22 protein-coding genes and 1 pseudogene are annotated in these 22,151 nt (G+C 67.0%); 19 read left to right on the top strand and 4 right to left on the bottom strand.

What is annotated here, in order from left to right; translation table 11 throughout:
• Nucleotides 1–124 precede the first annotated feature (124 nt).
• From cysD to ABZ942_RS21255, 9 genes are all read left to right on the top strand, one after another.
• Nucleotides 125–1,057, top strand: coding sequence for a sulfate adenylyltransferase subunit CysD (gene cysD / locus ABZ942_RS21295; RefSeq protein ID WP_357384468.1), 933 nt, complete (start codon nt 125–127; stop codon nt 1,055–1,057).
• Entirely contained in the window at nt 1,057–2,892 is a 1,836-nt protein-coding gene (gene cysC / locus ABZ942_RS21290; protein WP_357384466.1) for an adenylyl-sulfate kinase, read from the top strand. The genes cysD and cysC overlap by 1 nt, the downstream gene beginning before the upstream one ends.
• 232 nt (nt 2,893–3,124) lie before the next feature.
• Entirely contained in the window at nt 3,125–4,246 is a 1,122-nt protein-coding gene (locus ABZ942_RS21285; protein WP_357384464.1) for a CaiB/BaiF CoA-transferase family protein, read from the top strand.
• A gap of 45 nt (nt 4,247–4,291) precedes the next feature.
• Nucleotides 4,292–5,293, top strand: a complete 1,002-nt coding sequence (locus tag ABZ942_RS21280; protein WP_357384462.1) for a GAF domain-containing protein — start codon at nt 4,292–4,294, stop codon at nt 5,291–5,293.
• A 61-nt stretch (nt 5,294–5,354) separates the two neighbouring features.
• Nucleotides 5,355–7,151, top strand: coding sequence for an acyl-CoA dehydrogenase (locus ABZ942_RS21275; protein WP_357384460.1), 1,797 nt, complete (start codon nt 5,355–5,357; stop codon nt 7,149–7,151).
• A gap of 35 nt (nt 7,152–7,186) precedes the next feature.
• Nucleotides 7,187–7,813, top strand: coding sequence for a QsdR family transcriptional regulator (locus ABZ942_RS21270; protein ID WP_357384458.1), 627 nt, complete (start codon nt 7,187–7,189; stop codon nt 7,811–7,813).
• Between the two features lies 1 nt (nt 7,814).
• Entirely contained in the window at nt 7,815–8,807 is a 993-nt protein-coding gene (locus ABZ942_RS21265) for a pyridoxal-phosphate dependent enzyme (RefSeq protein ID WP_357384456.1), read from the top strand.
• A gap of 150 nt (nt 8,808–8,957) precedes the next feature.
• The gene (locus ABZ942_RS21260) at nt 8,958–10,100 is read left to right on the top strand and encodes a MarP family serine protease (RefSeq protein ID WP_357384454.1); all 1,143 of its coding nucleotides are present in this window, start codon (nt 8,958–8,960) and stop codon (nt 10,098–10,100) included.
• Between the two features lie 71 nt (nt 10,101–10,171).
• Nucleotides 10,172–11,173, top strand: a complete 1,002-nt coding sequence (locus ABZ942_RS21255; RefSeq protein ID WP_357384452.1) for a methyltransferase — start codon at nt 10,172–10,174, stop codon at nt 11,171–11,173.
• 2 nt (nt 11,174–11,175) lie between these two features.
• On the opposite strand, the gene ABZ942_RS21250 is transcribed toward ABZ942_RS21255, so the two are convergent.
• On the bottom strand, nt 11,176–11,757 hold the full coding sequence (locus ABZ942_RS21250) for an NAD-dependent epimerase/dehydratase family protein (protein WP_357384450.1): 582 nt from the start codon (nt 11,755–11,757) through the stop codon (nt 11,176–11,178).
• Nucleotides 11,758–11,827: 70 nt separating this feature from the next.
• Here ABZ942_RS21250 and ABZ942_RS21245 point away from each other — a divergent pair, with 70 nt between their 5' ends.
• From ABZ942_RS21245 to ABZ942_RS21235, 3 genes are read left to right on the top strand one after another with little or no spacing between them, the layout of a single operon-like run.
• Complete coding sequence (locus ABZ942_RS21245) at nt 11,828–13,291, top strand: carboxylesterase family protein (protein ID WP_357384448.1); 1,464 nt, start codon at nt 11,828–11,830, stop codon at nt 13,289–13,291.
• Between the two features lie 50 nt (nt 13,292–13,341).
• Complete coding sequence (locus tag ABZ942_RS21240; protein WP_357384446.1) at nt 13,342–13,656, top strand: hypothetical protein; 315 nt, start codon at nt 13,342–13,344, stop codon at nt 13,654–13,656.
• Entirely contained in the window at nt 13,653–14,006 is a 354-nt protein-coding gene (locus ABZ942_RS21235) for a VOC family protein (protein WP_357384444.1), read from the top strand. The genes ABZ942_RS21240 and ABZ942_RS21235 overlap by 4 nt, the downstream gene beginning before the upstream one ends.
• Here ABZ942_RS21235 and ABZ942_RS21230 read toward each other — a convergent pair.
• Nucleotides 14,000–14,914: an alpha/beta hydrolase gene (locus ABZ942_RS21230; RefSeq protein WP_357384442.1), complete on the bottom strand. Its 915-nt coding sequence runs from the start codon at nt 14,912–14,914 to the stop codon at nt 14,000–14,002. The genes ABZ942_RS21235 and ABZ942_RS21230 overlap by 7 nt on opposite strands.
• 41 nt (nt 14,915–14,955) lie before the next feature.
• On the opposite strand from ABZ942_RS21230, the gene ABZ942_RS21225 reads away from it, so the two are divergent.
• The 3 genes from ABZ942_RS21225 to ABZ942_RS21215 all read left to right on the top strand — a co-directional run bounded on the left by ABZ942_RS21225 (nt 14,956) and on the right by ABZ942_RS21215 (nt 16,924).
• Nucleotides 14,956–15,432 (top strand): MarR family transcriptional regulator, encoded by a 477-nt coding sequence (locus ABZ942_RS21225; RefSeq protein WP_357384440.1) that lies wholly within the window; start codon nt 14,956–14,958, stop codon nt 15,430–15,432.
• 108 nt (nt 15,433–15,540) lie between these two features.
• On the top strand, nt 15,541–16,338 hold the full coding sequence (locus tag ABZ942_RS21220; RefSeq protein WP_357384438.1) for an alpha/beta hydrolase: 798 nt from the start codon (nt 15,541–15,543) through the stop codon (nt 16,336–16,338).
• Between the two features lie 379 nt (nt 16,339–16,717).
• Nucleotides 16,718–16,924 carry a DUF397 domain-containing protein gene (locus tag ABZ942_RS21215; RefSeq protein WP_357384436.1) on the top strand — a complete coding sequence of 69 codons (207 nt, stop codon included), beginning with the start codon at nt 16,718–16,720 and terminating at the stop codon, nt 16,922–16,924.
• A gap of 340 nt (nt 16,925–17,264) precedes the next feature.
• On the opposite strand, the gene ABZ942_RS21210 is transcribed toward ABZ942_RS21215, so the two are convergent.
• Nucleotides 17,265–18,074 carry a LysR family transcriptional regulator gene (locus tag ABZ942_RS21210; RefSeq protein WP_357384434.1) on the bottom strand — a complete coding sequence of 270 codons (810 nt, stop codon included), beginning with the start codon at nt 18,072–18,074 and terminating at the stop codon, nt 17,265–17,267.
• A gap of 67 nt (nt 18,075–18,141) precedes the next feature.
• Here ABZ942_RS21210 and ABZ942_RS21205 point away from each other — a divergent pair, with 67 nt between their 5' ends.
• A complete protein-coding gene (locus tag ABZ942_RS21205) occupies nt 18,142–19,038 on the top strand; it encodes an NAD(P)H-binding protein (RefSeq protein ID WP_357384432.1) in 897 nt (298 codons plus the stop codon).
• A 100-nt stretch (nt 19,039–19,138) separates the two neighbouring features.
• Here ABZ942_RS21205 and ABZ942_RS21200 read toward each other — a convergent pair whose 3' ends face one another.
• A complete protein-coding gene (locus ABZ942_RS21200) occupies nt 19,139–19,834 on the bottom strand; it encodes a GntR family transcriptional regulator (protein ID WP_357384430.1) in 696 nt (231 codons plus the stop codon).
• A 151-nt stretch (nt 19,835–19,985) separates the two neighbouring features.
• Here ABZ942_RS21200 and ABZ942_RS21195 point away from each other — a divergent pair.
• The 3 genes and pseudogenes from ABZ942_RS21195 to ABZ942_RS21185 all read left to right on the top strand — a co-directional run.
• A pseudogene (locus ABZ942_RS21195) lies at nt 19,986–20,492 on the top strand (YbhB/YbcL family Raf kinase inhibitor-like protein); the annotation flags it as partial.
• The gene (locus ABZ942_RS21190) at nt 20,490–20,984 is read left to right on the top strand and encodes an SRPBCC family protein (protein ID WP_357384583.1); all 495 of its coding nucleotides are present in this window, start codon (nt 20,490–20,492) and stop codon (nt 20,982–20,984) included. The pseudogene ABZ942_RS21195 and the gene ABZ942_RS21190, both read left to right, overlap by 3 nt.
• A gap of 125 nt (nt 20,985–21,109) precedes the next feature.
• Nucleotides 21,110–22,138 (top strand): fused (3R)-hydroxyacyl-ACP dehydratase subunits HadA/HadB, encoded by a 1,029-nt coding sequence (locus tag ABZ942_RS21185; RefSeq protein WP_357384428.1) that lies wholly within the window; start codon nt 21,110–21,112, stop codon nt 22,136–22,138.
• The last annotated feature ends 13 nt before the right edge of the window (nt 22,139–22,151 follow it).

Raw genomic sequence — 22,151 nt, 5'->3', positions numbered from 1 at the left:
ACCGTCCATCCTGATTCCGGCAATCGCCAGAATGTGAAACGGATTTCGCCGAGAATGGCAGCACGCCGCTTCGGATACGTCGCGAGCTGTTGCCAACGATCGAAACGTGTTCTAGTTTTGCGGTGTGAGCCAGTACGCGAAGTCGACGGCGAGCACCTACGAGCTGCCTCATCTGGACGCGCTCGAGGCCGAGTCGGCACATATTTTCCGTGAAGTAGCGGCGACATTCGAACGTCCGGTGTTGCTGTTCTCCGGCGGCAAGGACTCGGTGGTGATGCTGCACCTGGCGGCCAAGGCCTTCTGGCCCGCGCCGCTGCCGTTCCCGGTGCTGCACATCGACACCGGACACAACTTCGACGAGGTGATCGCCTTCCGTGACGAGACGGTCGCGCGGTTCGGGCTGCGGCTGGTGGTCGGCAGCGTGCAGGACGATATCGACGCGGGCCGCGTGGTCGAGGAGACCGGACCGCGCACCTCGCGCAATCGGCTGCAGACCACCACGCTGCTGCGGTCGATCCAGGAGGGCGGCTACGACGCGGTCTTCGGCGGCGCCCGGCGCGACGAGGAGAAGGCGCGCGCGAAGGAGCGCGTCTTCAGTTTCCGCGACCAGTACGGCCAGTGGGATCCGCGCAGCCAGCGACCGGAGCTCTGGAACCTGTACAACGGCAGACACCGTGCGGGCGAACACATTCGGGTGTTCCCGCTGTCGAACTGGACTGAGCTCGACATCTGGACCTACATCGCCGCCGAGGGCATCGACCTGCCGCCGCTCTACTACGCGCACCGCCGCCCGGTGGTGCAGCGCGACGGAATGTTGTTGGCGCACACTCGCTTTCTGGAACTCCTGGACGGCGAGGAACCGGCGGAGGCGACGGTGCGATTCCGCACGGTCGGCGATGCCACCTGCACCGGCTGCGTGGAGTCGACCGCGGCCACCCCCGCCGAGGTGGTCACCGAGGTCGCCGCGGCCCGGGTCACCGAGCGTGGCGCCACCCGCGCCGACGATCGAATCTCCGAGGCGGGCATGGAAGATCGCAAACGAGAGGGTTACTTCTGATGACCGCAACACTGCTGCGCCTCGCCACCGCGGGCAGCGTCGACGACGGCAAATCGACCCTCATCGGCCGCCTGCTCTTCGATTCCAAGACGATCTTCACCGACCAGCTCGCCGCCGTGGAGCGCACCAGCCGCGACCGCGGCGACGACTACCCGAACCTGGCCCTGCTCACCGACGGACTGCGCGCCGAACGCGAACAGGGCATCACCATCGACGTGGCGCACCGCTATTTCGCCACGCCCCGACGGAAATTCATCATCGCCGACACCCCCGGCCACATCCAGTACACCCGCAACATGGTGACCGGCGCGTCCACCGCCGACCTCGCGCTGATCCTGGTCGACGCCCGCAAGGGCGTGGTGGAGCAGACCCGCAGGCACGCGTTCCTCGCCAGCCTGCTCGGCATTCCGCACCTGGTGCTGTGCGTGAACAAAATGGACCTGGTCGACTGGTCGCAGGCCAGGTTCGAGGAGATCCGGACCGAATTCGCCCAGTTCGCTTCGAAACTCGACATCTTCGACCTGACCTTCGTGCCGATGTCCGCGCTGGACGGCGAGAACATCGTGCACCGCGGTGCCAGCATGCCCTGGTACGAGGGCACTCCCCTGCTGCACCACCTCGAAGAGGTGCACATCGCCTCGGACCGTAACCTCATCGACGCGCGGTTCCCGGTGCAGTACGTAACCCGCAGCCATGCACAGGATTTCCGTGGTTACGCGGGCACGGTGGTGGGTGGGGTGTTCAAGCCCGGCGACGAGGTCGCGGTGCTGCCTTCCGGATTCACCACCACCGTCGAGGCGATCTGGGGCCCGGGCGGCAAGCCGGTCGCGGAAGCCTTTCCGCCACAGGCGGTCACCATGCAGCTCGCCGACCACCTCGACGTGTCTCGCGGCGACATGATCTGCCGCCCGAACAATCGGCCCACCGCGGGGCGCGATCTCGACGCGATGGTCTGCTGGTTCGCCGATGAAACGCAACTCACGCCCGGCTCGACCTACACCATCCGGCACACCACCCGTACCGCCACCGTCGAGGTGCGGACACTGGACTATCGGCTCGACGTCAACACTCTGCACCGTGACGAGAACGCGGAATCGTTGTCGCTCAACGAGATAGGCCGCGTCCAGCTGCGTACCCGCCAGCCGCTGCTGTTCGATCCGTATCGCCGCAATCGATTCACCGGCAGCTTCATCCTGGTCGACGACAGCACCAACAACACCGTCGGCGCGGGCATGATCACCGGCCCGAGCCTGCCGTCGTCGCGCGTGGTCTGGCACTCCACCGCGGTCGGTCGTGAGGAGCGGGCGACCCGTGGCCTCACCGTCTGGCTGACGGGTCTGTCCGGCTCCGGAAAGTCCACCGTCGCCGTCGAACTCGAACGTCGGCTAGTAGCGGCGGGCCGCCCCGCCTTCCTGCTCGACGGCGACAACCTGCGGCACGGGCTGAACGCCGACCTCGGCTTCAGCGCCGCCGATCGAGTCGAGAACGTCCGCCGCGTGGGCGAAGTCGCCCGCCTGTTCGCCGAAGCCGGTGTGGTAGCGGTGGTTTCGCTGATCAGTCCCTACCGCGCCGACCGCGACCGAGTCCGTGCGGCACATCTGGCGGCAGGCATCCCGTTCGTAGAGGTCTTCGTCGATACCCCACTGGATATTTGCGAATCGCGCGATCCAAAAGGCATGTACGCCAAGGCCCGCGCCGGCGAGATCCGCGGCTTCACCGGCATCGACGACCCCTACGAGTCCCCCACCGAGGCCGAACTCGTACTCCGCCCCGACGACGGCGATCCGGCGGCCATGGCGGCCACCATCCTCGCCCGCCTGTCCGGGCTGGACTAGATCACCCGTCGAGTGGCACGCGAACGCCCCTGTGCCACTCGACAACGGCGGCCGGTCGGGGTTGGCAGTTCGCCCAACTAGCTGGAGTTATGAGCGCAACGGTCACGCCCTATCGAGCGCGACGGTCATTGGCGACACCCCCGAGCGGGCCTACCCTCGGGGACACCGATCCGGACGGGCGGGGTTCGGCTGTCGCCGCATGCCCTCGTCGAGGACGACAGAGAGCGGAGACATGGGACCACTGCACGGAGTGAAAGTCATCGAGATCGCCAGTCTCGCGCCCGGCCCGTTCGGCGCGATGATCCTGGCCGATCTCGGCGCGGAGGTGCTGCGGGTGGACCGCGGCGGTGCGCCCGGCCCGGGCATCGTCTCGCCGGAGGGTCCGCTGGACCGTGGCAAGCACAGCATCACCCTGGATCTCAAGCAGCCCGCCGACCGTGCGTCGCTGCTCGCGCTCACCGATCACGCGGACGTGCTCATCGAAGGGTTCCGGCCCGGTGTCGCCGAACGTCTCGCCTTCGGCCCCGCCGATCTGGCCGCCCGTAACCCGCGCCTGATCTACGGCCGGATGACAGGCTGGGGGCAAGAGGGCCCGCTGGCCCGCACCGCGGGTCACGACATCGACTACATCGCGATCTCCGGCGCGCTCGGGCTCGTCGGCCGCGCCGGGGAACCGCCGGTGCCGCCCGCGAACATGCTCGGCGACTTCGCGGGCGGCGGCCTGTTGCTCGCGCTCGGCGTGCTCGGCGCACTCTACGAGCGCGAACGTTCCGGCAAAGGCCAGGTGGTCGACGCGGCGATGGTCGACGGTTCCGCCCTGTTCACCGCGTCCATGCACGGCCTGCACCATCTCGGCCTGTGGAACTTTCCCCGTGGCGAGAACATGCTCGACGGCGGCGCACCGTTCTACGACACCTACGAGTGCGCCGACGGTGCGTACATGGCGGTCGGTTGCGTCGAGATCCCGTTCTACAACCAGATGCTCGCCATCCTCGGCATCGACGACCCCGACCTGCCGTTCCAGCTGGACAAGAACGGCTGGCCGCAACTCAAAGAGGTGCTCGGCGCGAAGTTCAAGGAGCGCACCCGCGACGAGTGGGCCGAGGTGTTCGCGGGCACCGACGCCTGTGTGGCCCCGGTGCTGAGCCCGTGGGAGGCCCACGAGCATCCGCACAACAAGGCGCGCAATGCCTTCATCGAAGTCAATGGCGTGCTCCAGCCCGCGCCGGCGCCACGCTTCGACCGCACGCCGATCGACACTCCGGCCGCACTGACCGCGGACCCGGAACAGGTCCGAAAGCTGCTGTCCGGCTGGGGTGTTCAAGCCGAGCAGATCGATCGCGTGACCAGCTGAGCCGACTTCGGCTCGAAGCCGCTTCCCGTGCTCTACCTTTGAAAGATGCGCGGGGAGTGGCTGCTGATCGAGTGCATTCGCGATGCGCCCACCGTGCTCGCTATCGGCCGTGTGCCGGTCGGCCTCGAACCGCTCGATAAAGTGTTGCGGGGCCAAGCACTTCGCACCGCGGACCACGCCATCACCCAGGTCCGCGAGACCGGGCAGCGCTATGAGGAATTCTCTCGGACCCGCGACGAGCATGTCATCGCCGAACCTGTCGCGAACGTCCTGCACATGGTGCACGGCGTGCGGTTGTGGATCGGCCGGCTGGACGACGCCGTGCCGCCGCGCACCCGGTCCGGCGCGTGGGACTGGAACCTGGACAAAATGACCGCGCTGGCGACCGAGGAGACGCACGACATCTACGCGGTGCCGCCCGAACGACGCAGGGACGAGATCTCCCGGGTGTCCTCGCTGCGGCACGTGACGGCCGCCGACGATCAGGCCGAGGCGCTGGCCGCCGCGCTGTCGGCGGACGAGAGTCTGGTGTATCAGACCACCTGGCAGATCACCCGCGACGACCAGGTGCGCCGCGATATCAACTGGGTCGCGCGCGGCGGCATGGTCGACGGCCAGCGGTTTCTGCACGGCCTCACACACGACATCACCGAGGGCGACGACGAGGACGCGCCGCTGCCGCCGCGCACCTTCGCCCAGGCTCTGGTCGAGGCCGAGTTGGGTGCCGAGCCCGGCGTCTACTACGCGCTCGTCGACCTGAAGACGCTCACCGCGTACCGTTGGCTCACAGACGAAATGCCCGGCGTCGCTTGGGAACTCACCGGCGATCCAGGTCGCGATCCGGCGCTGCATCCCGACGATCTTCCGATCGCCCGGCAGATCGCCCGGGCGCTGCCGTCCGGTCCGGTGACGGGCACCGTGCGGCTTCGCGACACCGACGGCCAGTGGATGACGGTCGCCGTCGAGGCCAAACGGGTGTTGCTGAGCCGGGCACCCGAGGTGGCAACCGCCCTGGTCAGGCTGTCTCGTGTGGAGGCGTCGAGCTAGCCCGTCCCACCTGCCGGACCGTAAGATACAGTGGTTGTCACATGTCTCGAAAGGACGGCTGATGCGTTCCACGCTGCTTTCCCGGCGCGATCTCGACTTCCTGCTCTACGAGTGGTTGAACGTCGAGGAGCTCACCAAACGTGGGCGCTACGCCGATCATTCGCGCGAGACCTTCGATGCCGTGCTCGAGCTCAGCGAGCAGCTGGCCACCAAATACTTTGCGCCGCACAATAAGCTGAACGACGCGAACGAGCCGACCTTCGACGGCGAACGGGTCACCATCATTCCCGAGGTCGCCACCGCGCTGGCCGCCTTCGCCAAGGCTGGATTGCCCGCCGCGGCAATGGATTACGAACTCGGCGGCGCGCAGCTGCCGGTCACCGTCGCGCAGGCCAGCTACGCGTGGTTCCAGGCGGCCAATCCCGGCACCTCGGGCTACTCGTTCCTCACCGTGGCGAACGCGAATCTGCTTCTTACCCACACCGGTCCGGAGTTCACCGAGCGGTTCGTCCGCCCGATGCTCGAGGGCCGGTTCTTCGGCACCATGTGCCTGTCCGAGCCGCAGGCGGGTTCGTCGCTGGCCGATATCGTCACCCGCGCGGAACCGCAGGACGACGGCACCTACCGGCTATTCGGCACCAAGATGTGGATCTCCGGCGGCGATCACGAGCTCGGCGAGAACATCGTGCACCTGGTGCTGGCGAAGATCCCCGGCGGTCCGCCGGGCACCAAGGGCATCTCGCTGTTCGTCGTGCCGCGGTTCCTGGTCGACGACGACGGCGCGGTCGGTGAACGCAACGATGTCGCGCTGGCCGGGCTCAATCACAAGATGGGCTTTCGCGGCACCGTCAATACCGTGCTCAACTTCGGCGAGGGCCGCTGGACGCCACACGGCGCGGCGGGCGCGGTCGGTTACCTGGTCGGCGAGCCGCACCGCGGGCTCAGCTACATGTTCCACATGATGAACGAGGCGCGGATCGGCGTCGGCATGGTCGCGTCGGCGCTCGGCTACACCGGGTATCTCGAGTCCCTCGACTATGCCCGCACCCGCGAGCAGGGCCGCGCGAAGCTGCCCGCCGATCCGACCGCGCCGCAGCGGCCGATCATCGAGCACGCGGACGTCAAGCGAATGCTGTTGGCGCAGAAGTCATATACCGAAGGTGCGCTGGCGCTCGTGCTCTACTGCGCCCGGCTGGTCGACGAACAACAAACCGCCGATTCCGACGACGAGAAGCGAGCGCTCACGCTGCTGCTCGACATCCTGACGCCGATCGCCAAGAGCTGGCCGTCCCAGTGGTGCCTGGAGGCGAACAATCTCGCCATCCAGGTGCTCGGCGGCTACGGCTACACCCGCGAGTACAACGTCGAACAGCATTACCGCGACAACCGGCTCAACCCGATCCACGAGGGCACGCACGGCATCCAGGGCCTGGACCTGTTGGGGCGCAAGGTAACCCAGCAGGGCGGCGCGAGCCTGCTCGCCCTCAACGAACGAGTACAGGGCACTGTGGCAGCCGCCCGCGCGGCCGGTGGCGAGGCGGCCGAGCTTGCCGCGCAACTGGATTCGTCATGGCAGCGGCTGGTGGAGGTGACCGCGGGACTGTTCGCCACCGGCGACTTCGAGGCCGCGCTGGCCAACAGCTCGGTCTACCTGGAGGCCTTCGGCCACATCGTGCTGGCCTGGATCTGGCTGGAGCAGTGGCTGGCCGCCGCCGCGCACACCGGCGACTTCTACGCCGGCAAGCGGCACGCGGCCCGGTACTTCTACCGGTTCGAGTTGCCCAAGACGGCACCGGCATTGGACCTGCTCGCCCGTCTCGATGTCACCACGCTGGAAATGCGCGACGCCTGGTTCTGATTCGGTACACGCATCAAAGGATGTATCATTTTCCGATGACCACCCCGAGCCAGCGAACCACCCGCCCGCCAGGACGACCGGCGTCGGCGACCCGGGAAGAGGTCATCGACCTGGCCCGCCAGGCGTTCCTGGCCGGTGAGCGGGTGGACATCCAGGCGATCGCCGCGCAGCTCGGGCTGAGTCGCGCCTCGGTCTACCGCTGGTTCGGTTCACGCGAGGGCGTGCTCGGCACGGTGCTGGCGGGCGAGTTCGCGGCGCTGCTCACCCGTGCCGACGCCAGGCGGCGCTCGACCGGGGCCCGGCGCATTCTCGATGTGCTGTACCGGGTCAATCGCTGGATGACCGACAACGTGCCGTTCCGGCGGTACTTCGAGAACGAGCCCCTGGCCGGGCTGCGGATTCTCACCGCGAGCGATGGGCCGGTGCAACCGCTCGTGGTCACCACCGTGCGCGAGCTGATCGCCCGCGCTGAACGGGAGGACGGATACCACCCCCCGGTGGAACCGGATCTGCTGGCCTACACACTGGTCCGCCTCGGCGAGGCCTTCCTGTACAACGATAATGTCGCAGGCATCCGAGGGGATGTCGACCGGCTGCACGAGGTACAGGCCGCACTGCTCGGCATCCCCGAGGCGATCACCAGACCTCCCACCGGAAGCTGACATGTCGGACTCATTGCTGCACAAGCGTTTTCCTGCTCTCGCCGACACATTGCCGTACGTGCGACTGGGTACCGCGCCGACGCCGATCCGGCCGCTCCAGGTCGGTACCGGAGTTTCACTGTGGTGCAAGGACGACAGCGGCTACGGTGACGGCGGATGGGGCGGCAACAAGGTCCGCAAGCTGGAATGGCTGTTGCCGGATGTGCATCGACGCGGGGCGCGGACCATCTTCACTGTTGGTGGCACGGGCACCAATTGGGGTCTTGCCACCGCGTTGTACGGGCGTGACCAGGGCATCGAGACCGTGCTCGCGCTGGTCGATCAGCCGATGGACGACCATGTTCGCGAGCAGCTGCGGCGGTTGGAGAAATCCGGCGCCACAATATATTTCACGCATACCAAGCGGCGGACCATGCTGACCGCACCGTGGTTGTACCTGCGGCACATGCAAGGTCGCACCCGGCCGTACTTCCTGCCGGTGGGTGGTTCGTCGCCGATCGGGGCGCTCGGTTACGCCGAAGGTGCGCTCGAATTGGCTGATCAGATCGCCGCGGGGGTAATGCCTGAGCCGAGCCATATCGTGACCGCCGTCGGATCTGGCGGCACCGCAGCAGGTTTGGCGTTAGGGCTGCGGTTGGCCGGGCTGAAGACGCGCGTCGTCGGGGTGGTCGTCAACGATTCGCTCCCCCTCGATGCCCCGCATATCGCCCGGCTGGCTGGGCGTGCGGAACGGTTTTTGCGTTCGCGCGGTGCACGATTCGAGCCTACCGGCTTGGGGCCGGACGATCTGACCATCACCACGGACTGGCTCGGACCAGGCTATGGCCATCCGACTCCCGCCGCTCATGAGGCGCAGAGCCTTGCGGCGCAAGATGGCTTGCAGCTCGAAACCGTGTACACCGCCAAGGCGTTGGCGGCGGTGCTGCACCTCGATAACGCGGCTGGGTTCGGTACAGGTCCCGTGTTGTTCCTCAATACGTACGGGCCCCGGTAGCTCGCTGACGACGTGGTCCGAGAACGGGCTGCCGAAGCCTCGAAGCGCTCGGGCGATGACGTTTGCGCATACACACTGTGCGCATTACCGCAGACCACAGCCTGAATCAGACAATCTCGACCTGTCGGTGCCGGTCAGTACATTGGAAGCGTGACCCTGCCGAATTGGCTCGACCTCGTTGCACTTTCGGTGACCGTGCTGGCGGCGTTCGTCGGCTGGCGCCGGGGTGCGATCACCGCCGTGCTCGGCCTGCTCGGCATCCTCGCGGGTGCTGGGCTCGGAGCCGTTATCGCGACGGTGACACTCTCCCAACTGGCGCCGGGTCGCATGCGGTTGCTGATTGTCGTGCTGCTCATCGTCGCGCTGGTGGCAGTTGGTGAAACCGCAGGCCACCGGCTCGGGCACGTCGCGCGCCGGTCGGTACGTGGGCACGCCGCGCAGCGGGCAGATGCTGTTGGTGGTTCCTTCGTGCATGCGGTCGCGGTGCCGCTCGCGGTGTGGATGTTCGCGGTGCCGCTGACCATGGCGCCCAGCCTGGTGTCGGCCGTGCGCGATTCGAGGGTTGTCCGCACGGTGGACGGTGTCGCGCCGTACTGGTTGGCGAGCCTGTCGAGCACGCTCACCGCTCCTCTGGTCGACGCCGGACTGGTCCTTCCGCTGGCCCCACCGGATCCGAGCGTTGTCTACACCAACGTTCCCGCCGATCTCCAGAAGAGCGTATTGCGTGTCTCCGGTCCGGCGCCCGCCTGCGCGCGCAAACAATTCGGCTCCGGCTTCGTCATCGCCCCGGAACGCGTGTTGTCCAACGCGCATGTTGTCGCAGGCACCACCAACGTTTCGGTCGATACTCCCAGCGGTCCCTTGCCCGCCACAGTCGTGCAATTCGACCCGGTGCTCGACCTGGCAGTCCTCGCCGTCCCAGGACTAACCGCACCACCGGTCACCGTCGCACCCGAGCCGGCCAAGTCCGGCGCGGACGCCATCGTGCTCGGCTATCCCGCCGGTGGCCTATACACCGCAGCCGCCGCCCGCATCACCCAACGAACCGTGAGCCGAGTCCCCGACATCTACCGCAGCACAACTAGCGAACGCTCGGCCTACACGCTGGACGGCGCAGTACACGAGGGCGACTCAGGCGGCCCCCTCGTCGACACCCAGGGCCGCGTCCTCGGCATGGTCTTCGGCGTCGACGCCAACAACGTCAGCATCGGCCTGGCCTCAACCCTCCCTGAGCTACTCCAGCACCTAGGTCGATCCGACACCGCCGTCAGCACCGGCACCTGCGTCGCCTAGACCGGACATGGTTTCCGTGTCGGCTGAACAGGATCGATTCTCAGTTGACAGGCAGGGCACAGTGGATTCTCGTGGGACGCAACGACGATACGGACTCGATCCGGCGCATGGCTGGGCTGGCTACGCCGATGGCGTTGCGGGTGGCGGTGACTCTCGGGCTGCCGGATCGGCTGCTCGGCGAGGGTGCTTCCGTCGATGAACTCGCGGCCGCGCTGGCCGTCGATTCGATCGCACTCGAGCTACTGCTGGACCATCTTTCGACCCTCGGGGTCGTCGAACGGACTCCTACCGGCTACCGGACGACCGATTTCGGTGCGAATCTCTGTGCCGATGCAGGCAATGGTCTGACCGACCTTCTGCATCTGGATGCCGCGGGCGGCCGTGCCGAGCTGGCGTTCGTCGAACTCGCGCACAGCGTCACCACCGGGCGAGCCGCCTACCCACGCCGCTACGGGCAGGACTTCTGGGCCGATCTGGCCGAATATCCGCGGCTGCGTGCGTCGTTCGACCGGCAGATGACGCACCGGTTCCGCGAGCAGCTGCCACGGATCGTCGCTGGATTCGAGTGGTCCCGGTTTTCCACCGTCGTCGATGTGGGTGGTGGCCGGGGCGGCGTGCTCGCCGCGATCTTGGCCGCGCACCCTCGAATACATGGCCATCTGGTCGATCTCGAACCGACTGCCGATGAAGCCCGTCGCACCTTCAGCGCCCACGCTCTCGACGATCGGGCGCGGGTCACGGCGGGGAGCTTCTTCGACCCGCTGCCGTCAGGTGCGGACGCCTATTTGCTGGTGGACATCCTGCACGACTGGGATGACGAGCACGCCCACCGCATCCTCAGCCGTTGCGTCGAGGCCGCCCAGCCTGCCGGGCGCGTGCTGGTCATCGAACCGGTCGGCGGGATGCGGGCCGCGAGCGAATTCAACCTGGCCATGCTCGTGATGTACGGCGGGCGCGAGCGTCGGATCGACGAATTCCGTACGCTCGCTTCGCCGCACGGCCTGGTTTTGGACACGGTGATCGACCTGACCGACCAACGCTGTCTGCTCGAATTTCGGCTGATCGACCGATGAGCTCAGGCGGCGTCGGCGATGATCACCACGCCGCTCGCTGCGTCCAGCAGCGGAATCGTTTGCGCAGCAGCGTCGTCCACGTGGATGCGCGGGTGTGGTGGGAGTTCGCCTTCGTAATAGGTTCCGGGACCGTAGAACTGGCCGTACTTCACGACGACGCCGTCGACGGCGAGGACGGCGGCTTCGTGATCGTGGATGCTCCCGGCTCGGCCCGCTGGTTCCCAGGCGATGCTCTGGGCGAGGAACCGCTTGGCCCCGGCGGCGCGGGCGGCGGCGATCAGGTTGTGCGTGCCCTCGGTGCGGATGCGCGAGTTCGCGGCGGCCGACTCGGCGAGGCGGGCGACGTTGTCGGGGAGGTCGGTCAGCTGGTGCATCACCAGGTCGGGACGGAAGTCCACGACGGCGGCGGTGAGTGCATCCAGGTCGTAGACATCGCAGATCACCGGGACGGCTCCGGCGTCGCGCACCTGGTTCTCTTTGGTGGCCGATCGGGTCATGCCCGCGACCTCATGGCCCGCCGCGACCAGCAGTGGGACCAACCGTGTTCCGATCACGCCGGTCGCACCGGCCAGAAAGATCCGCATCATTCCACCCTAGTGATCCGCCCGGGTGTGAGACGTTCAAGGTGTCGTCGGCGATTTGTGAGGAACTCGAATGCACACGTCAGTAGTGGCTCTACCCCAAGGCAAGGTGCGCGGCAGCGTCACCGGATCAGTGCACGAATTTCTTGGCATCCCTTATGCGGCAGCACCATTGGGTGCCGCCCTGTTCCAAGCCCCCGGCCCCGCGCCCAGCTGGGATGACGAGCGCGACGCCACCCGATTCGGCCCGACCGCACCACAACTGGGCTATCAGGAACCCCTGCGCTCGATCCTGCACAATCCCGCGATCGAGGGCCCCGAATTCCTCAACCTCAACGTGTGGACTCCCGACCCGGCCACCTCGGGCCTCCCCGTGATGGTCTGGATCCACGGCGGCGCCTTCCGTCTCGGTTCCAGCGCGGTCTCGGTCTACAACGGCCACGCCTTCGCCCGCGACGGCGTCGTCCTGGTCAGCCTCAACTACCGCCTCGGCGCCATCGGTTTCGCCGCCCTCGAGGGCACCCCCGCCAACCGCGGCCTCCTGGACCAGATCGCCGCCCTCCAGTGGGTCCGCGACAACATCGCCTCGTTCGGCGGCGACCCCGGCCAAGTCACCCTCTTCGGCGAATCCGCAGGCGGCATGAGCGTCGCCACCTTGCTCGCGTCTCCCTTGACCGAGGGCCTGTTCCACCGCGCAATCATCCAGAGCGCCAACGGAACCATCGCCTCCACCCTCGAAGACGCGCGACTGGTCGCCGCCGATTTCGCCGGCCGTCTCGACACCACCCCCGAAACCGCCGCCATCCCCGCTCTACTCGAGGCCGAACAGAACCTCGTCCTCGACTTCACGCTCAACCAAAACCCAAGCCGCTGGGGCCCATCCACCATCACCGCGGGCTTGGGCCTGATGGCCTTCCACCCCACCATCGACGGCCACACCCTCACCCAACTCCCCGTCGATGCCATCGCCGCAACCACCAACGTTCCCCTCATCATCGGCACCACCGCCGACGAATTCCGTCTCTACTCCGCGCCAACGGGCCTCACCACCGCGCTAACTCCTGAGGCCCTCACCAGCGTCCTCACCGCCCGAGGCATCGACCCAGCCATCGCCGACACCTATTCCGCCAACCGCCCCGACGCAACCCCCGGCGACATCCTGGCCGCCATCCTCACCGACTTCGCGTTCCGCATCCCCACCATCCGCCTGGCCGAAGCGGCCACCACCGCCTACGCCTATGAGTTCGCCTGGCCCACAACCCATCTAGACCTCAGGGCCTGCCATGCCATAGAAATAGCCTTCGTCTTCGACACGTTGACCGCCGAAGGAACAGCGATGTTGCTCGGCCCCGATACCCCACCGCAAACTCTCGCCGCCGAAATCCACCGCGCTTGGCTAGATTTCGCCCACGGCCGCACCCCGTGGGACGCCTACAACCCCGACACGCGCCCTGTCATGACCTTCAACGCCCCTCGCTCTCAGCTCATCTCCGATCCTCGCGCCGACGAACGCGAGCTCTGGAGCGACCTCGCCTGATCGAGTTCTGCCCCTTGCCAAGACGACGTTTCCCGAGTGACATGGTTGACATGTTCACCTACGTAGTGACCGCGGAATTCGCCAACGATGAAGTGCGACAGGAGTATCTGGCCTGGATGCGAGACGGCCACGTGGCGAAGGTGGTCGAGCTCGGCGCCGCCGTCTCGGGGCAGGTCGCGCTTCTCGACGACGGGCGCGTCGAGGGGCGCTACCTGTTCCCGGATCGAAAGACGTTCGCCGCGTACGAATCCGGCCCGGCCGTCGCACTGCGCGCCGACGGTGCGCGGTTCACCGAGTCCGGGAAGGTCGTGTTCTCCCGATGCACCGGCGAGATCCTCTTCGGCACAGGAGAACTGACGGAATGACGAACCGCTGGGTCGGCGTGACGATCGACTGCGTCGACGTGGAACGGGTCGCGGGATTCTGGAGCGCACTGCTGGACCGGCCACCGGGACCGTCCCGGCCCGGCTGGATCTACCTCGGCCACCGCGATGACTCGCTGCCGCGCCTCGTCTTCCAACCCGTGCGCAACCCGAAGCACGGCAAGGTGCGCCTGCACCTCGATGTCGCCGTCGACGACATCGAGCACGGCATCGCTCAGGTCATCACCCTCGGCGGCAGGCACACCGGGGAACGGCACGACTATGCCGAGGGCGTCGTCGTCGTGATGGCCGATCCCGAAGACCACGAATTCTGTTTGGTCCAGTACTACTGACTGATCGCTTCTCGGGTCGAGATGCGCTGGCCGAGGAACAGGGCCGCACGGTCCAGCGCTTCGTCGGCTTCGTCGAGCAGGCCGGCGAAGGACTGGAACACGTGCGGCACGTCGGCGGTGACGTCCAGGATGACGTCCACACCGGCTGCTCGCGCGCGGGCGGCCAGGCGGGTGGCGTCGTCGAGGATCATTTCGTTGGTGCCTGCCTGCAGCAGCATCGGCGGGAAGCCGCTGAGGTCGGCGAGGATTGCCGGGCTGAGCAGCGGCTGATGCGGGTCCTGCCCGGCGAGGTACATGGCGCCGGTGTGTTCCATGCCTTCGCGGGTGAACAGCGGGTCGATGCCCGCTTTGGTGTCCATGCTTTCGCCGGTGCGGGTCTGGTCGAGGCCGGGTGAGAACGCCACGATCGCGGCGGGCATGGGCAGGCCGGCGTCGCGGGCGGCGAGGCAGGTGGAGACGGTCAGGCCGCCGCCTGCGGAATCGCCGGCGAAGGCGATGGTCGAGGGGCGTTCGCCGCTGTCGAGCAGGGCTCGGTAAGCGCTGAGTGTGTCGTCGATCGCGGCCGGGAACGGGTGTTCGGGTGCGAGTCGATAGTCGACCGAGTAGGCGCGGAATCCGGTGCGGGTCACCAGGTTTGCTGTCAGCGGCATCGCCGTCTCGGGTGAACCGTAGACGAAACCGCCGCCGTGGAAGTACAGGATCGTCCCGGCTCGCGCAGCACGCACCGGTTCGACGAGCACGGCGGGCCGGTCGCCGAGTGTCGTGGTTCGAGTGTGGATCTCGGTCGGCACGTTCATCTGGGCCATCAGCGCCCGGAATCCCGCGCGGATCTCCTCGACCGAGCCCATCCCCGCAGGTCGCGGCCGCCGTAGCAGCGCGTCGATCCTTGCGCGTTGTTCCCTGCTCATATGCACCTTCCTAGGAACTATCTTCCAGTACAGTATATGCCATGGAATATACATCGGATGGCGGCACTGTCGACCTGCCGAGATTGTTCGCCGACCTCGTCCGGTGCGAGACGCGGCTGTACAACGCGCTCAACGAGCGCCTTCGCGAACGGCATGGGATCGTCACCTCGCAGTTCGAATCCCTGCGCTTCCTGCGCGACCACCCCGCGGCCCGGGTGGCGGACCTCGCGAACGAGTTCGCCGCAGGAGTCGGGGCGATGAGTAAAGGTGTCGACCGCTTGGCGAAGCAGGGATGGATTGTGCGGCAACCGAATCCGTCGGATCGGCGGTCGTCGCTCCTGGCGCTGACCGATGCTGGCGCACGCCTGGTCGAGGCAGCGGAGCAGACTTTCGCCGAGGAGTTGACCCGATTGCTCGGCACCGCCGTCGCCAGTTCCTCGTGGTCGGCTGTCGCGCAGACCCTTTCGCAACTGCGCGGCGCGCTCGAGCGCGACCAGGTCGGCTTGCCCGCAGGATGATCCATCCACCTGGTAAGCGGTCAATCCGAAACCGATGATTCCGCAACATCTTCCGCTGGTAGCGAAACCGGTTCCCGGCACGCAGTCCGTAGACCTACCGTGACCCACATGCAATCACCGATCACGGGCACCGCCGCCGGCGTGCCGTTCACCGCGTTACCGCCGGTCAGCGACGCCACCACCGCACCCATGATCGTCACCTGGCACATGCTCGACGCCCCACGCTCCGACGCCGCGTTCGCCGCCGCCTTACCGATGAACGGCCTCCCCGCATGGCGCGTCCACCTCGGCATGCCGATGTGCGGAGCGCGCATGGTCAACGGCACCATGGACGCCGGCGCGGAGCTGATGCGCAAGGACGTCCTGATGTCCTTCCTCTACCCCTTCGTCCGCCAGGCGACCGAGGAGTTACCCGCCGCCCTGGCATCGATCCGCGAGCAACTACCCGTCGACGACGGACCGATCGGCGTACTCGGCGGCTCCCTGGGCGGAGCCGTCGCACTGCGAGTCCTCGCTGACACCGAAACTCCGATCTTCGCCGCCGCCATAGTCAACGCCGCCATCCGAATGCGCTCCGTCGTAAACCTGTTCCCCGGCGAATACCCCTACGACGCCGAGTCCGAAAAAGCCGTCGACAGCTTGGATTTCGTCACCAAGGCACCCACCATCGGCCGCGCCCCATTGCTGGTCGTCAGCGGCGAACTGGACCACCCCGCACTACGCGCCGACGCAGTCGACCTCACCGACGCAGTAGGCGAAAATGCCGAACTCCTGCCCGTCCCGGGACTGGCGCACCCGCTCGCCGACGAACCCGGCATCGAACCCGCCCCCCAACGCCCCCACGCCCGCGATGTAGACACCGCCCTGGTCAAGTGGTTCCACCGGCACCTCGCGCACGCGCGATAGGCATTGTCCGGAAATCATCGAATAGGCCGCGTCGTTTTGGGAATACATCGATTTCTTCGATATCCCAGACGAACTGGACCGCTCGAGCACGAAACACCTTGAACGCCAGTGGTTTTTGTATGAGCGAATTGGCTCGACCGGCCAGCATTCAACCATGAGAGATCGCGTTGTGCTCATGACATTTCGTGAAACGCGCAAAGCGGACTTCTGGCGGTAATGCGGGGAGGCCATTGATCCTGCGGCGGTGCGCGAATGTGAAATGAGGGTAGCGCCGGGGTGGGGTCGGGTCGTATCGTGACCCGGCCCGACCGTGTGTGTCTATCGCGGGCGCGGCAGTTGCCGCGCTCGCTCATTCTCAGGATCACAAAGGAGTATGCCCGTGAACGTAGACCTGTCCGGCGCGAAGTGGTTCAAGAGCCGTCGCAGTGGTGCCTCCAAGGATTGTGTGGAGGTGGCCTTCGTCGAGGGCGGTGCGGTCGGTGTCAGGGACTCGAAGAACCCGACCGGGCCGGCTTTGGTTTTCGCCCCTGAGGTGTGGGATACGTTCACCGCGCGGGTAGCTGACGGCGAGTTCACCAGCGCGTAGTCGCCCGTTGCAGATAGCTGACGAGCCCGACTCGCACGTTCGAGTCGGGCTCGACACGTGCGTAGACCTGACCGAGCAGTACTTGCAGAAATGAGTGTTATGAGTACCCCAGGGAGCGGATGGACTCCCCCACCCGTGTGCGATCAATGCCCACATCCGATCGCGGAGCACGTGCTGTGGGAACCGGACGAGAAGTGCGCGGGTTGGATGCATTGCCGCGCGGCGGGTTGCTCTGACTGCTGGCACAGCTGGTCGGTACTTGCTGCCGAAGTGGAGTGACACTATCGGCGGGCAACATCGCGCCCGGTGGCCGACTCGAACAGTCTGTGCCGCAATGGTTTCAGGTGCCTCGCAGTGTCGAGGTGGCGATCTCGAGAAAGTCGCGCAGCAGACTCTCGCGTCGGTCGACGGAGACGGCCAGGCATCTTTCGATCGGTGGGGCGTCGGTCACGGGGAGGTGGACGAGGTCGGGGCGGGCGTAGGCCCGGGCGACGCTCAGCGGGATGAGGGCGACGCCATGGCCGGCGGCGATGAGCTCGAATTTTTCTTCCAGGGTGGTCGTCCGTCTGGTCGGCGCGTCGAGCGTTCGCTCGCCGTCGAGGTCGGCGCGGGTGAGGTCGAGGCGGTGCGCCAGCGGATGGGTGGTGGGCATGCAGGCGACTCTGGGTTCGTCACCGATCAGGATGGTTCGCAGACCCGACTCGTCGAACGGTCGCCGCAGGTACGCGACCTGGGCTCGACCGTCTCGGAGCGGCGCGTCCTGCTCCCACCAGCGCGCGGGGACGAGGTCAGTTTCGACGTCCGGGTAGCGCGACGCGAACGCCCGGATCGCCTCGGACACATGCAGTCCCGGAGCGAAGGCGACAACGAGGCGCCGCACCTCCTGATCGACGTCGTGCACGCGCCGCACCGCCGCGTCGACCGAGGCGAGGATGCCCTTCGCCTCCTCGTAGAGCTGCTGTCCCGCGGCGGTCAACTCGACACTGCGGGTGGTTCGCACGAGCAGGGTGCAGTCCAGCTCCTGCTCGAAGGCCCTGATCTGACGGCTGAGCACCGGCTGGGCGATGTAGAGCTTTTCCGCCGCGCGGCCGAAGTGCCGATGCTCGGCCACCTCGACGAAGTAGCGGAGCTTGCGCAGATCGAGATCCATACCTCGAGGGTATCAATCGCTGGAAAGGGTATTGGACGGCGCGGGTTGCCGACCCGAGACTCGAAGCATGATCGTCATCACCGCACCCACCAGCACTATCGGCGGCAGGCTACTGGATCTCCTGCTCAACGAAAGCCCAACTCGCACTGAAGAACTGCGCGTCATTGCGCGCGACCCCGGCAAGCTTCCCGAGACGGTCCGTACCCGCGTCGACGTCGTCACCGGCTCACATGGCGACGCCGAGGTCGTCGACCGGGCTTTCGCGGGCGCCGACGCCGTCTTCTGGCTGGTACCGCCGAACCCGCAGGCATCGAGCCTCGATTCCGTGTTCGCCGAATTCACCCGCGCCGCTGCGAAGGCGTTCACGGCCAACAGGGTCGGGCACGTCGTCGGTGTCTCGGCGCTCGGTCGCGGCACTCTCGTCGCGGGGCGCGCCGGGCACGTGACCGCGTCGCTGGCCATGGACGACCTCATCGCCGGTACGGGCGTGGCCTACCGGGCGCTCGCCAACCCGAGTTTCATGGATAACCTACTGCGGCAGGTGGTTTCGATCCGCGACAACGGCGTGTTCACCGATATCGTCACCGCCGACCAAAAAAGCCCGACGGTAGCTACTCGGGACATCGCCGCAGCCGCCGCGGGCCTGCTATGCGACCGATCGTGGACGGGAACGGGCGAAGTCCCGGTACTCGGCCCCGAAGACCTTTCGCAGAACGAGATGGCCGGCATCATGACCGACGTGCTCGGCCGCCCGGTGCGTTATGAACGGCAGTCGGTCGACGATTTCCGTGCCGCGCTCGCCCGATATGGCGTCGGCGACGCGCACGCGCAGGGCCTCGTCGACATGATGCTCGCCAAGGACGACGGACTCGACTCAGGCGTTCCGCGCACCCCGCAGACCGCGAGCCCGACTACCTTCCGCGAGTGGTGCGAAGAGGTCCTCAAGCCGGCTGTCGGGGCATAAAGCCTCGTCGTTCGGCCTGGCCACCGAGTACGCGCGCCGTCGTCGCAACGCCGTCAGGACGTGGCAGTCAACGCACCCGCTGAAGGCAGCCGACGACGGATCAAACTTCCTGCGCGGGTTCATGTCCGGCGAGTCCGGCCGCGGTGAGCGTGAGGTGCCGAATCAACGTCTCGGCCGCGGCATCGGCGTCGCGGGCCAGCGCAGTCTCCTCGAGTCTGCGATGTTCCTCGACGCCGTCCCGCCCGGGCGTGCGCTGCGCCGACCAGCGGCGGGCCAGCTCGCTCGCGATCCACATCCGGTCGAAAGTCTCCAGCAGGACCGGGTTTCCGCAACCCTCCAACAAGGTGCGATGGAAGAGCCGGTGCGCTTCGGACCAGGCTTCGCTGTAGTGCTCGCCCTCCCCCGGCACGAACGCCGGGGTGCGAACCAGCCGATGATGGGCGGCTCGGACGCGGGCCTCCCAGTCGATATCACCGCGCTCGATCGACATACGCAGCATCGCCGGTTCGATGGTTCGGCGCGCCTCCGCGATCTCCTGCCAGCGGCGATCGGAGAACGCCGGGACGGCGAAGCCGCGATTGTGCAGCCGGTCGGCGAGCCCCTCGCCGACCACCCGCACGAGCGCCTCGCGCACGACGGCCAAGCTCACGCCCTGCTCCTTGGCGAGGTCCTGCGGTTTGAGGGCGTCGCCGGGGGCGTAGTCGCCGCGCATGATCGCGTCCCGCAGGTGCGTGTAGATCTGCTCGCTGAGCATCTGCTTCCCCGACGAGGTCGAGGCGGGGGCCATCCGAGTCATGCTCTTAGTATAGAACAATCTGACAGATAATCGATTATCTATGCTACTGTCGATCTAGTGGCGATGGCGTCGCCCTCATGGGCCGCTGCTGCGGGCCTCCGTCAGCCGCACCACCGCCACTCTCCCAGCATGGCTTGAAAGGAAAGACGCGATGAGCGCCAACGACCCCTTCGCTCGCCTCCCCGAGGCGGCCACCTTCACGGTTACCAGCGCCACCGTCACCGACGGCGCCGCCTGGTCGCCCGAGCAGTTCTCCGCCGGTGTCCCCGGCGGGAAAGATGTTTCCCCGCAACTGTCTTGGAGCGGCGCGCCCTTGGGTACCAAGAGCTACGCCGTCACCGTCTACGACCCCGACGCTCCCACCGGGTCCGGATTCTGGCACTGGGCGGTCGCCGACATCCCCGCCGGCGTCACCGAATTGCCCGAGGGCGCGGGCGACGACACCGGCTCGGGCCTGCCCGAGGGCGCCTTCCAGGTACCCAACGACGCGCGCCTCGCCCGTTTCATCGGCGCCGCCCCGCCCGCCGGACACGGCCCGCATCGCTACTTCATCGTGGTGCACGCCCTCGACGTCGAGTCCATCGGCGTCCCGGCCGACGCCACCCCCGCCGTCCTCGGCTTCACCATGTCCGGCCACACCCTCGGCCGCGCGGTCCTGACCGCCACCGCGGAAACGCCCGGCCCCCAACGGATCGAGGTCTCCCGCCTCATCCCGGCCCCCGCCGACGCCATCTTCGCGGTCCTCACCGACCCGAAGGGCCACGTGGACATCGACGCGTCGGGCATGCTCCTCGATGCCGAAGGCGAACCCGTCGAGCAGACCGGCGACCGGTTCCTGGTTCATATGGACCGAGAAGCCCTGGGAGACTTCCCCCTTGGCAAGTATGACGTCGAGGTCGTCATCACCGCATTCACCCCGGACGAGGAGATCGCCTGGACCGTCGAGGGGCAGATACGTCCACCCGTCCGCCACATCTACGGCTACCGGCTTCAGCCTGCCGAGGGCGGCACCCTCGTCACGTCGTTCTACGACTGGTCGGAGATCGACGAGAAGTGGCAGCGGCGCCTCACCTTCCCGGTGGTCCCCGAGTCGGCCCTCAAGGCCACCCTGGGTATCCTCGAGCGCACCGTCCGTCGACGGACCGCCTGATCCAGCGTTGAGGCTCCAGGTCGCGGCCCGCACGCCGGGCCGCGACCGGAAACTCTCGACTGATGGATTCGGCTCTGCGAGCGCTGATTACGATGCCCGAGGAAACCAACGCGAGGAGCGGCTTGATGGAAGCAATGTTCGATGTGGCCGCCCTGGTCGGGCATCACTACCGGGTCGACGACTATTACGAAGTCGGCCGGGAGAAGATCCGCGAGTATGCCCGCGCGGTACAGGATTTCCATCCCGTGCACTGGAGCGAGGACGCCGCCGACGAACTCGGCTACGCCGGACTGGTCGCGCCGACCACATTCATCTCGATCCCCGCGATGCTGGCCAACCGCAAGCTCTTCGAGACCGTCATCACCGGTTACGACGTGTACGTGCAGACGGATCAGGTCTTCGAGATGCACAAGCCGGTGGTCACCGGGGACCGGTTGGTCAGTGACGTCGAACTCGCCTCGGTCCGCCGGGTAGCGGGCAATGACCTGCTCACCATCAAGAACACCTTCTCCGACCAGACCGGCGAGGTCGTGCAGATCATGCACACGACCGTCGCGGGCATCACCGGCGAGAGCGTCGCCGAAGGAATCAGCGACGCGATCGAGCGCGTGGTCATGCACGGCATCGAAGTACCCTCCCGGACACCGGGAGTCGCGACAGACCAGTCGACCGAAAAAACTCGGGCGGCCGCTCCGATCCTGTCCGAGGTCACCCGAACACGCCTCCCCCGGACCGCAATCCGCTTCGAAGACCTCACCGTCGGCGACGAACTCCCCCCTCGGACAACCCAACTCACGCGCGGCGACCTGGTGAACTACGCCGGTGTCGCCGGTGACGCGAACCCGATCCACTGGCACGACTCCGTAGCAACCCTCACCGGCCTCCCCGACGTGATCGCCCACGGCATGCTCACCATGGGCCTCGGCGCCGGATTCGTCACCGGCTGGCTCGGCGACCCTGGGGCCCTCACCCGCTACGGCGTGCGCCTGTCCAGCTACACCGTGATCGACGCCCGCTCCGTCGGCAACGTCGAATTCACCGGCCGCATAAAGTCTCTCGACCCCGAGACCAAAACCGCCGTCATCGTCATCGTCGCAAAGTCCGCGGGCCGCAAGGTCTTCGGCCTCGCCACCGCGACCGTCCGCCTCGCGTAGGTCACCTCGAATT

The organism is Nocardia sp. NPDC046473 (assembly GCF_040645995.1).
Lineage (GTDB): Bacteria > Actinomycetota > Actinomycetes > Mycobacteriales > Mycobacteriaceae > Nocardia.
This window is presented reverse-complemented; position numbering and strand designations above follow the sequence as displayed.

Bases quoted from the DNA above. Each gene is read 5' to 3' on its own strand.
- cysC (WP_357384466.1), top strand. From the start codon at position 1,057: ATGACCGCAACACTGCTGCGCCTCGCCACCGCGGGCAGCGTCGACGAC.
- ABZ942_RS21285 (WP_357384464.1), top strand. From the start codon at position 3,125: ATGGGACCACTGCACGGAGTGAAAGTCATCGAGATCGCCAGTCTCGCG.
- ABZ942_RS21280 (WP_357384462.1), top strand. From the start codon at position 4,292: ATGCGCGGGGAGTGGCTGCTGATCGAGTGCATTCGCGATGCGCCCACC.
- ABZ942_RS21275 (WP_357384460.1), top strand. From the start codon at position 5,355: ATGCGTTCCACGCTGCTTTCCCGGCGCGATCTCGACTTCCTGCTCTAC.
- ABZ942_RS21270 (WP_357384458.1), top strand. From the start codon at position 7,187: ATGACCACCCCGAGCCAGCGAACCACCCGCCCGCCAGGACGACCGGCG.
- ABZ942_RS21265 (WP_357384456.1), top strand. From the start codon at position 7,815: ATGTCGGACTCATTGCTGCACAAGCGTTTTCCTGCTCTCGCCGACACA.
- ABZ942_RS21250 (WP_357384450.1), bottom strand. From the start codon at position 11,757: ATGCGGATCTTTCTGGCCGGTGCGACCGGCGTGATCGGAACACGGTTG.
- ABZ942_RS21245 (WP_357384448.1), top strand. From the start codon at position 11,828: ATGCACACGTCAGTAGTGGCTCTACCCCAAGGCAAGGTGCGCGGCAGC.
- ABZ942_RS21240 (WP_357384446.1), top strand. From the start codon at position 13,342: ATGTTCACCTACGTAGTGACCGCGGAATTCGCCAACGATGAAGTGCGA.
- ABZ942_RS21235 (WP_357384444.1), top strand. From the start codon at position 13,653: ATGACGAACCGCTGGGTCGGCGTGACGATCGACTGCGTCGACGTGGAA.
- ABZ942_RS21230 (WP_357384442.1), bottom strand. From the start codon at position 14,914: ATGAGCAGGGAACAACGCGCAAGGATCGACGCGCTGCTACGGCGGCCG.
- ABZ942_RS21225 (WP_357384440.1), top strand. From the start codon at position 14,956: ATGGAATATACATCGGATGGCGGCACTGTCGACCTGCCGAGATTGTTC.
- ABZ942_RS21220 (WP_357384438.1), top strand. From the start codon at position 15,541: ATGCAATCACCGATCACGGGCACCGCCGCCGGCGTGCCGTTCACCGCG.
- ABZ942_RS21210 (WP_357384434.1), bottom strand. From the start codon at position 18,074: ATGGATCTCGATCTGCGCAAGCTCCGCTACTTCGTCGAGGTGGCCGAG.
- ABZ942_RS21205 (WP_357384432.1), top strand. From the start codon at position 18,142: ATGATCGTCATCACCGCACCCACCAGCACTATCGGCGGCAGGCTACTG.
- ABZ942_RS21200 (WP_357384430.1), bottom strand. From the start codon at position 19,834: ATGACTCGGATGGCCCCCGCCTCGACCTCGTCGGGGAAGCAGATGCTC.
- ABZ942_RS21185 (WP_357384428.1), top strand. From the start codon at position 21,110: ATGGAAGCAATGTTCGATGTGGCCGCCCTGGTCGGGCATCACTACCGG.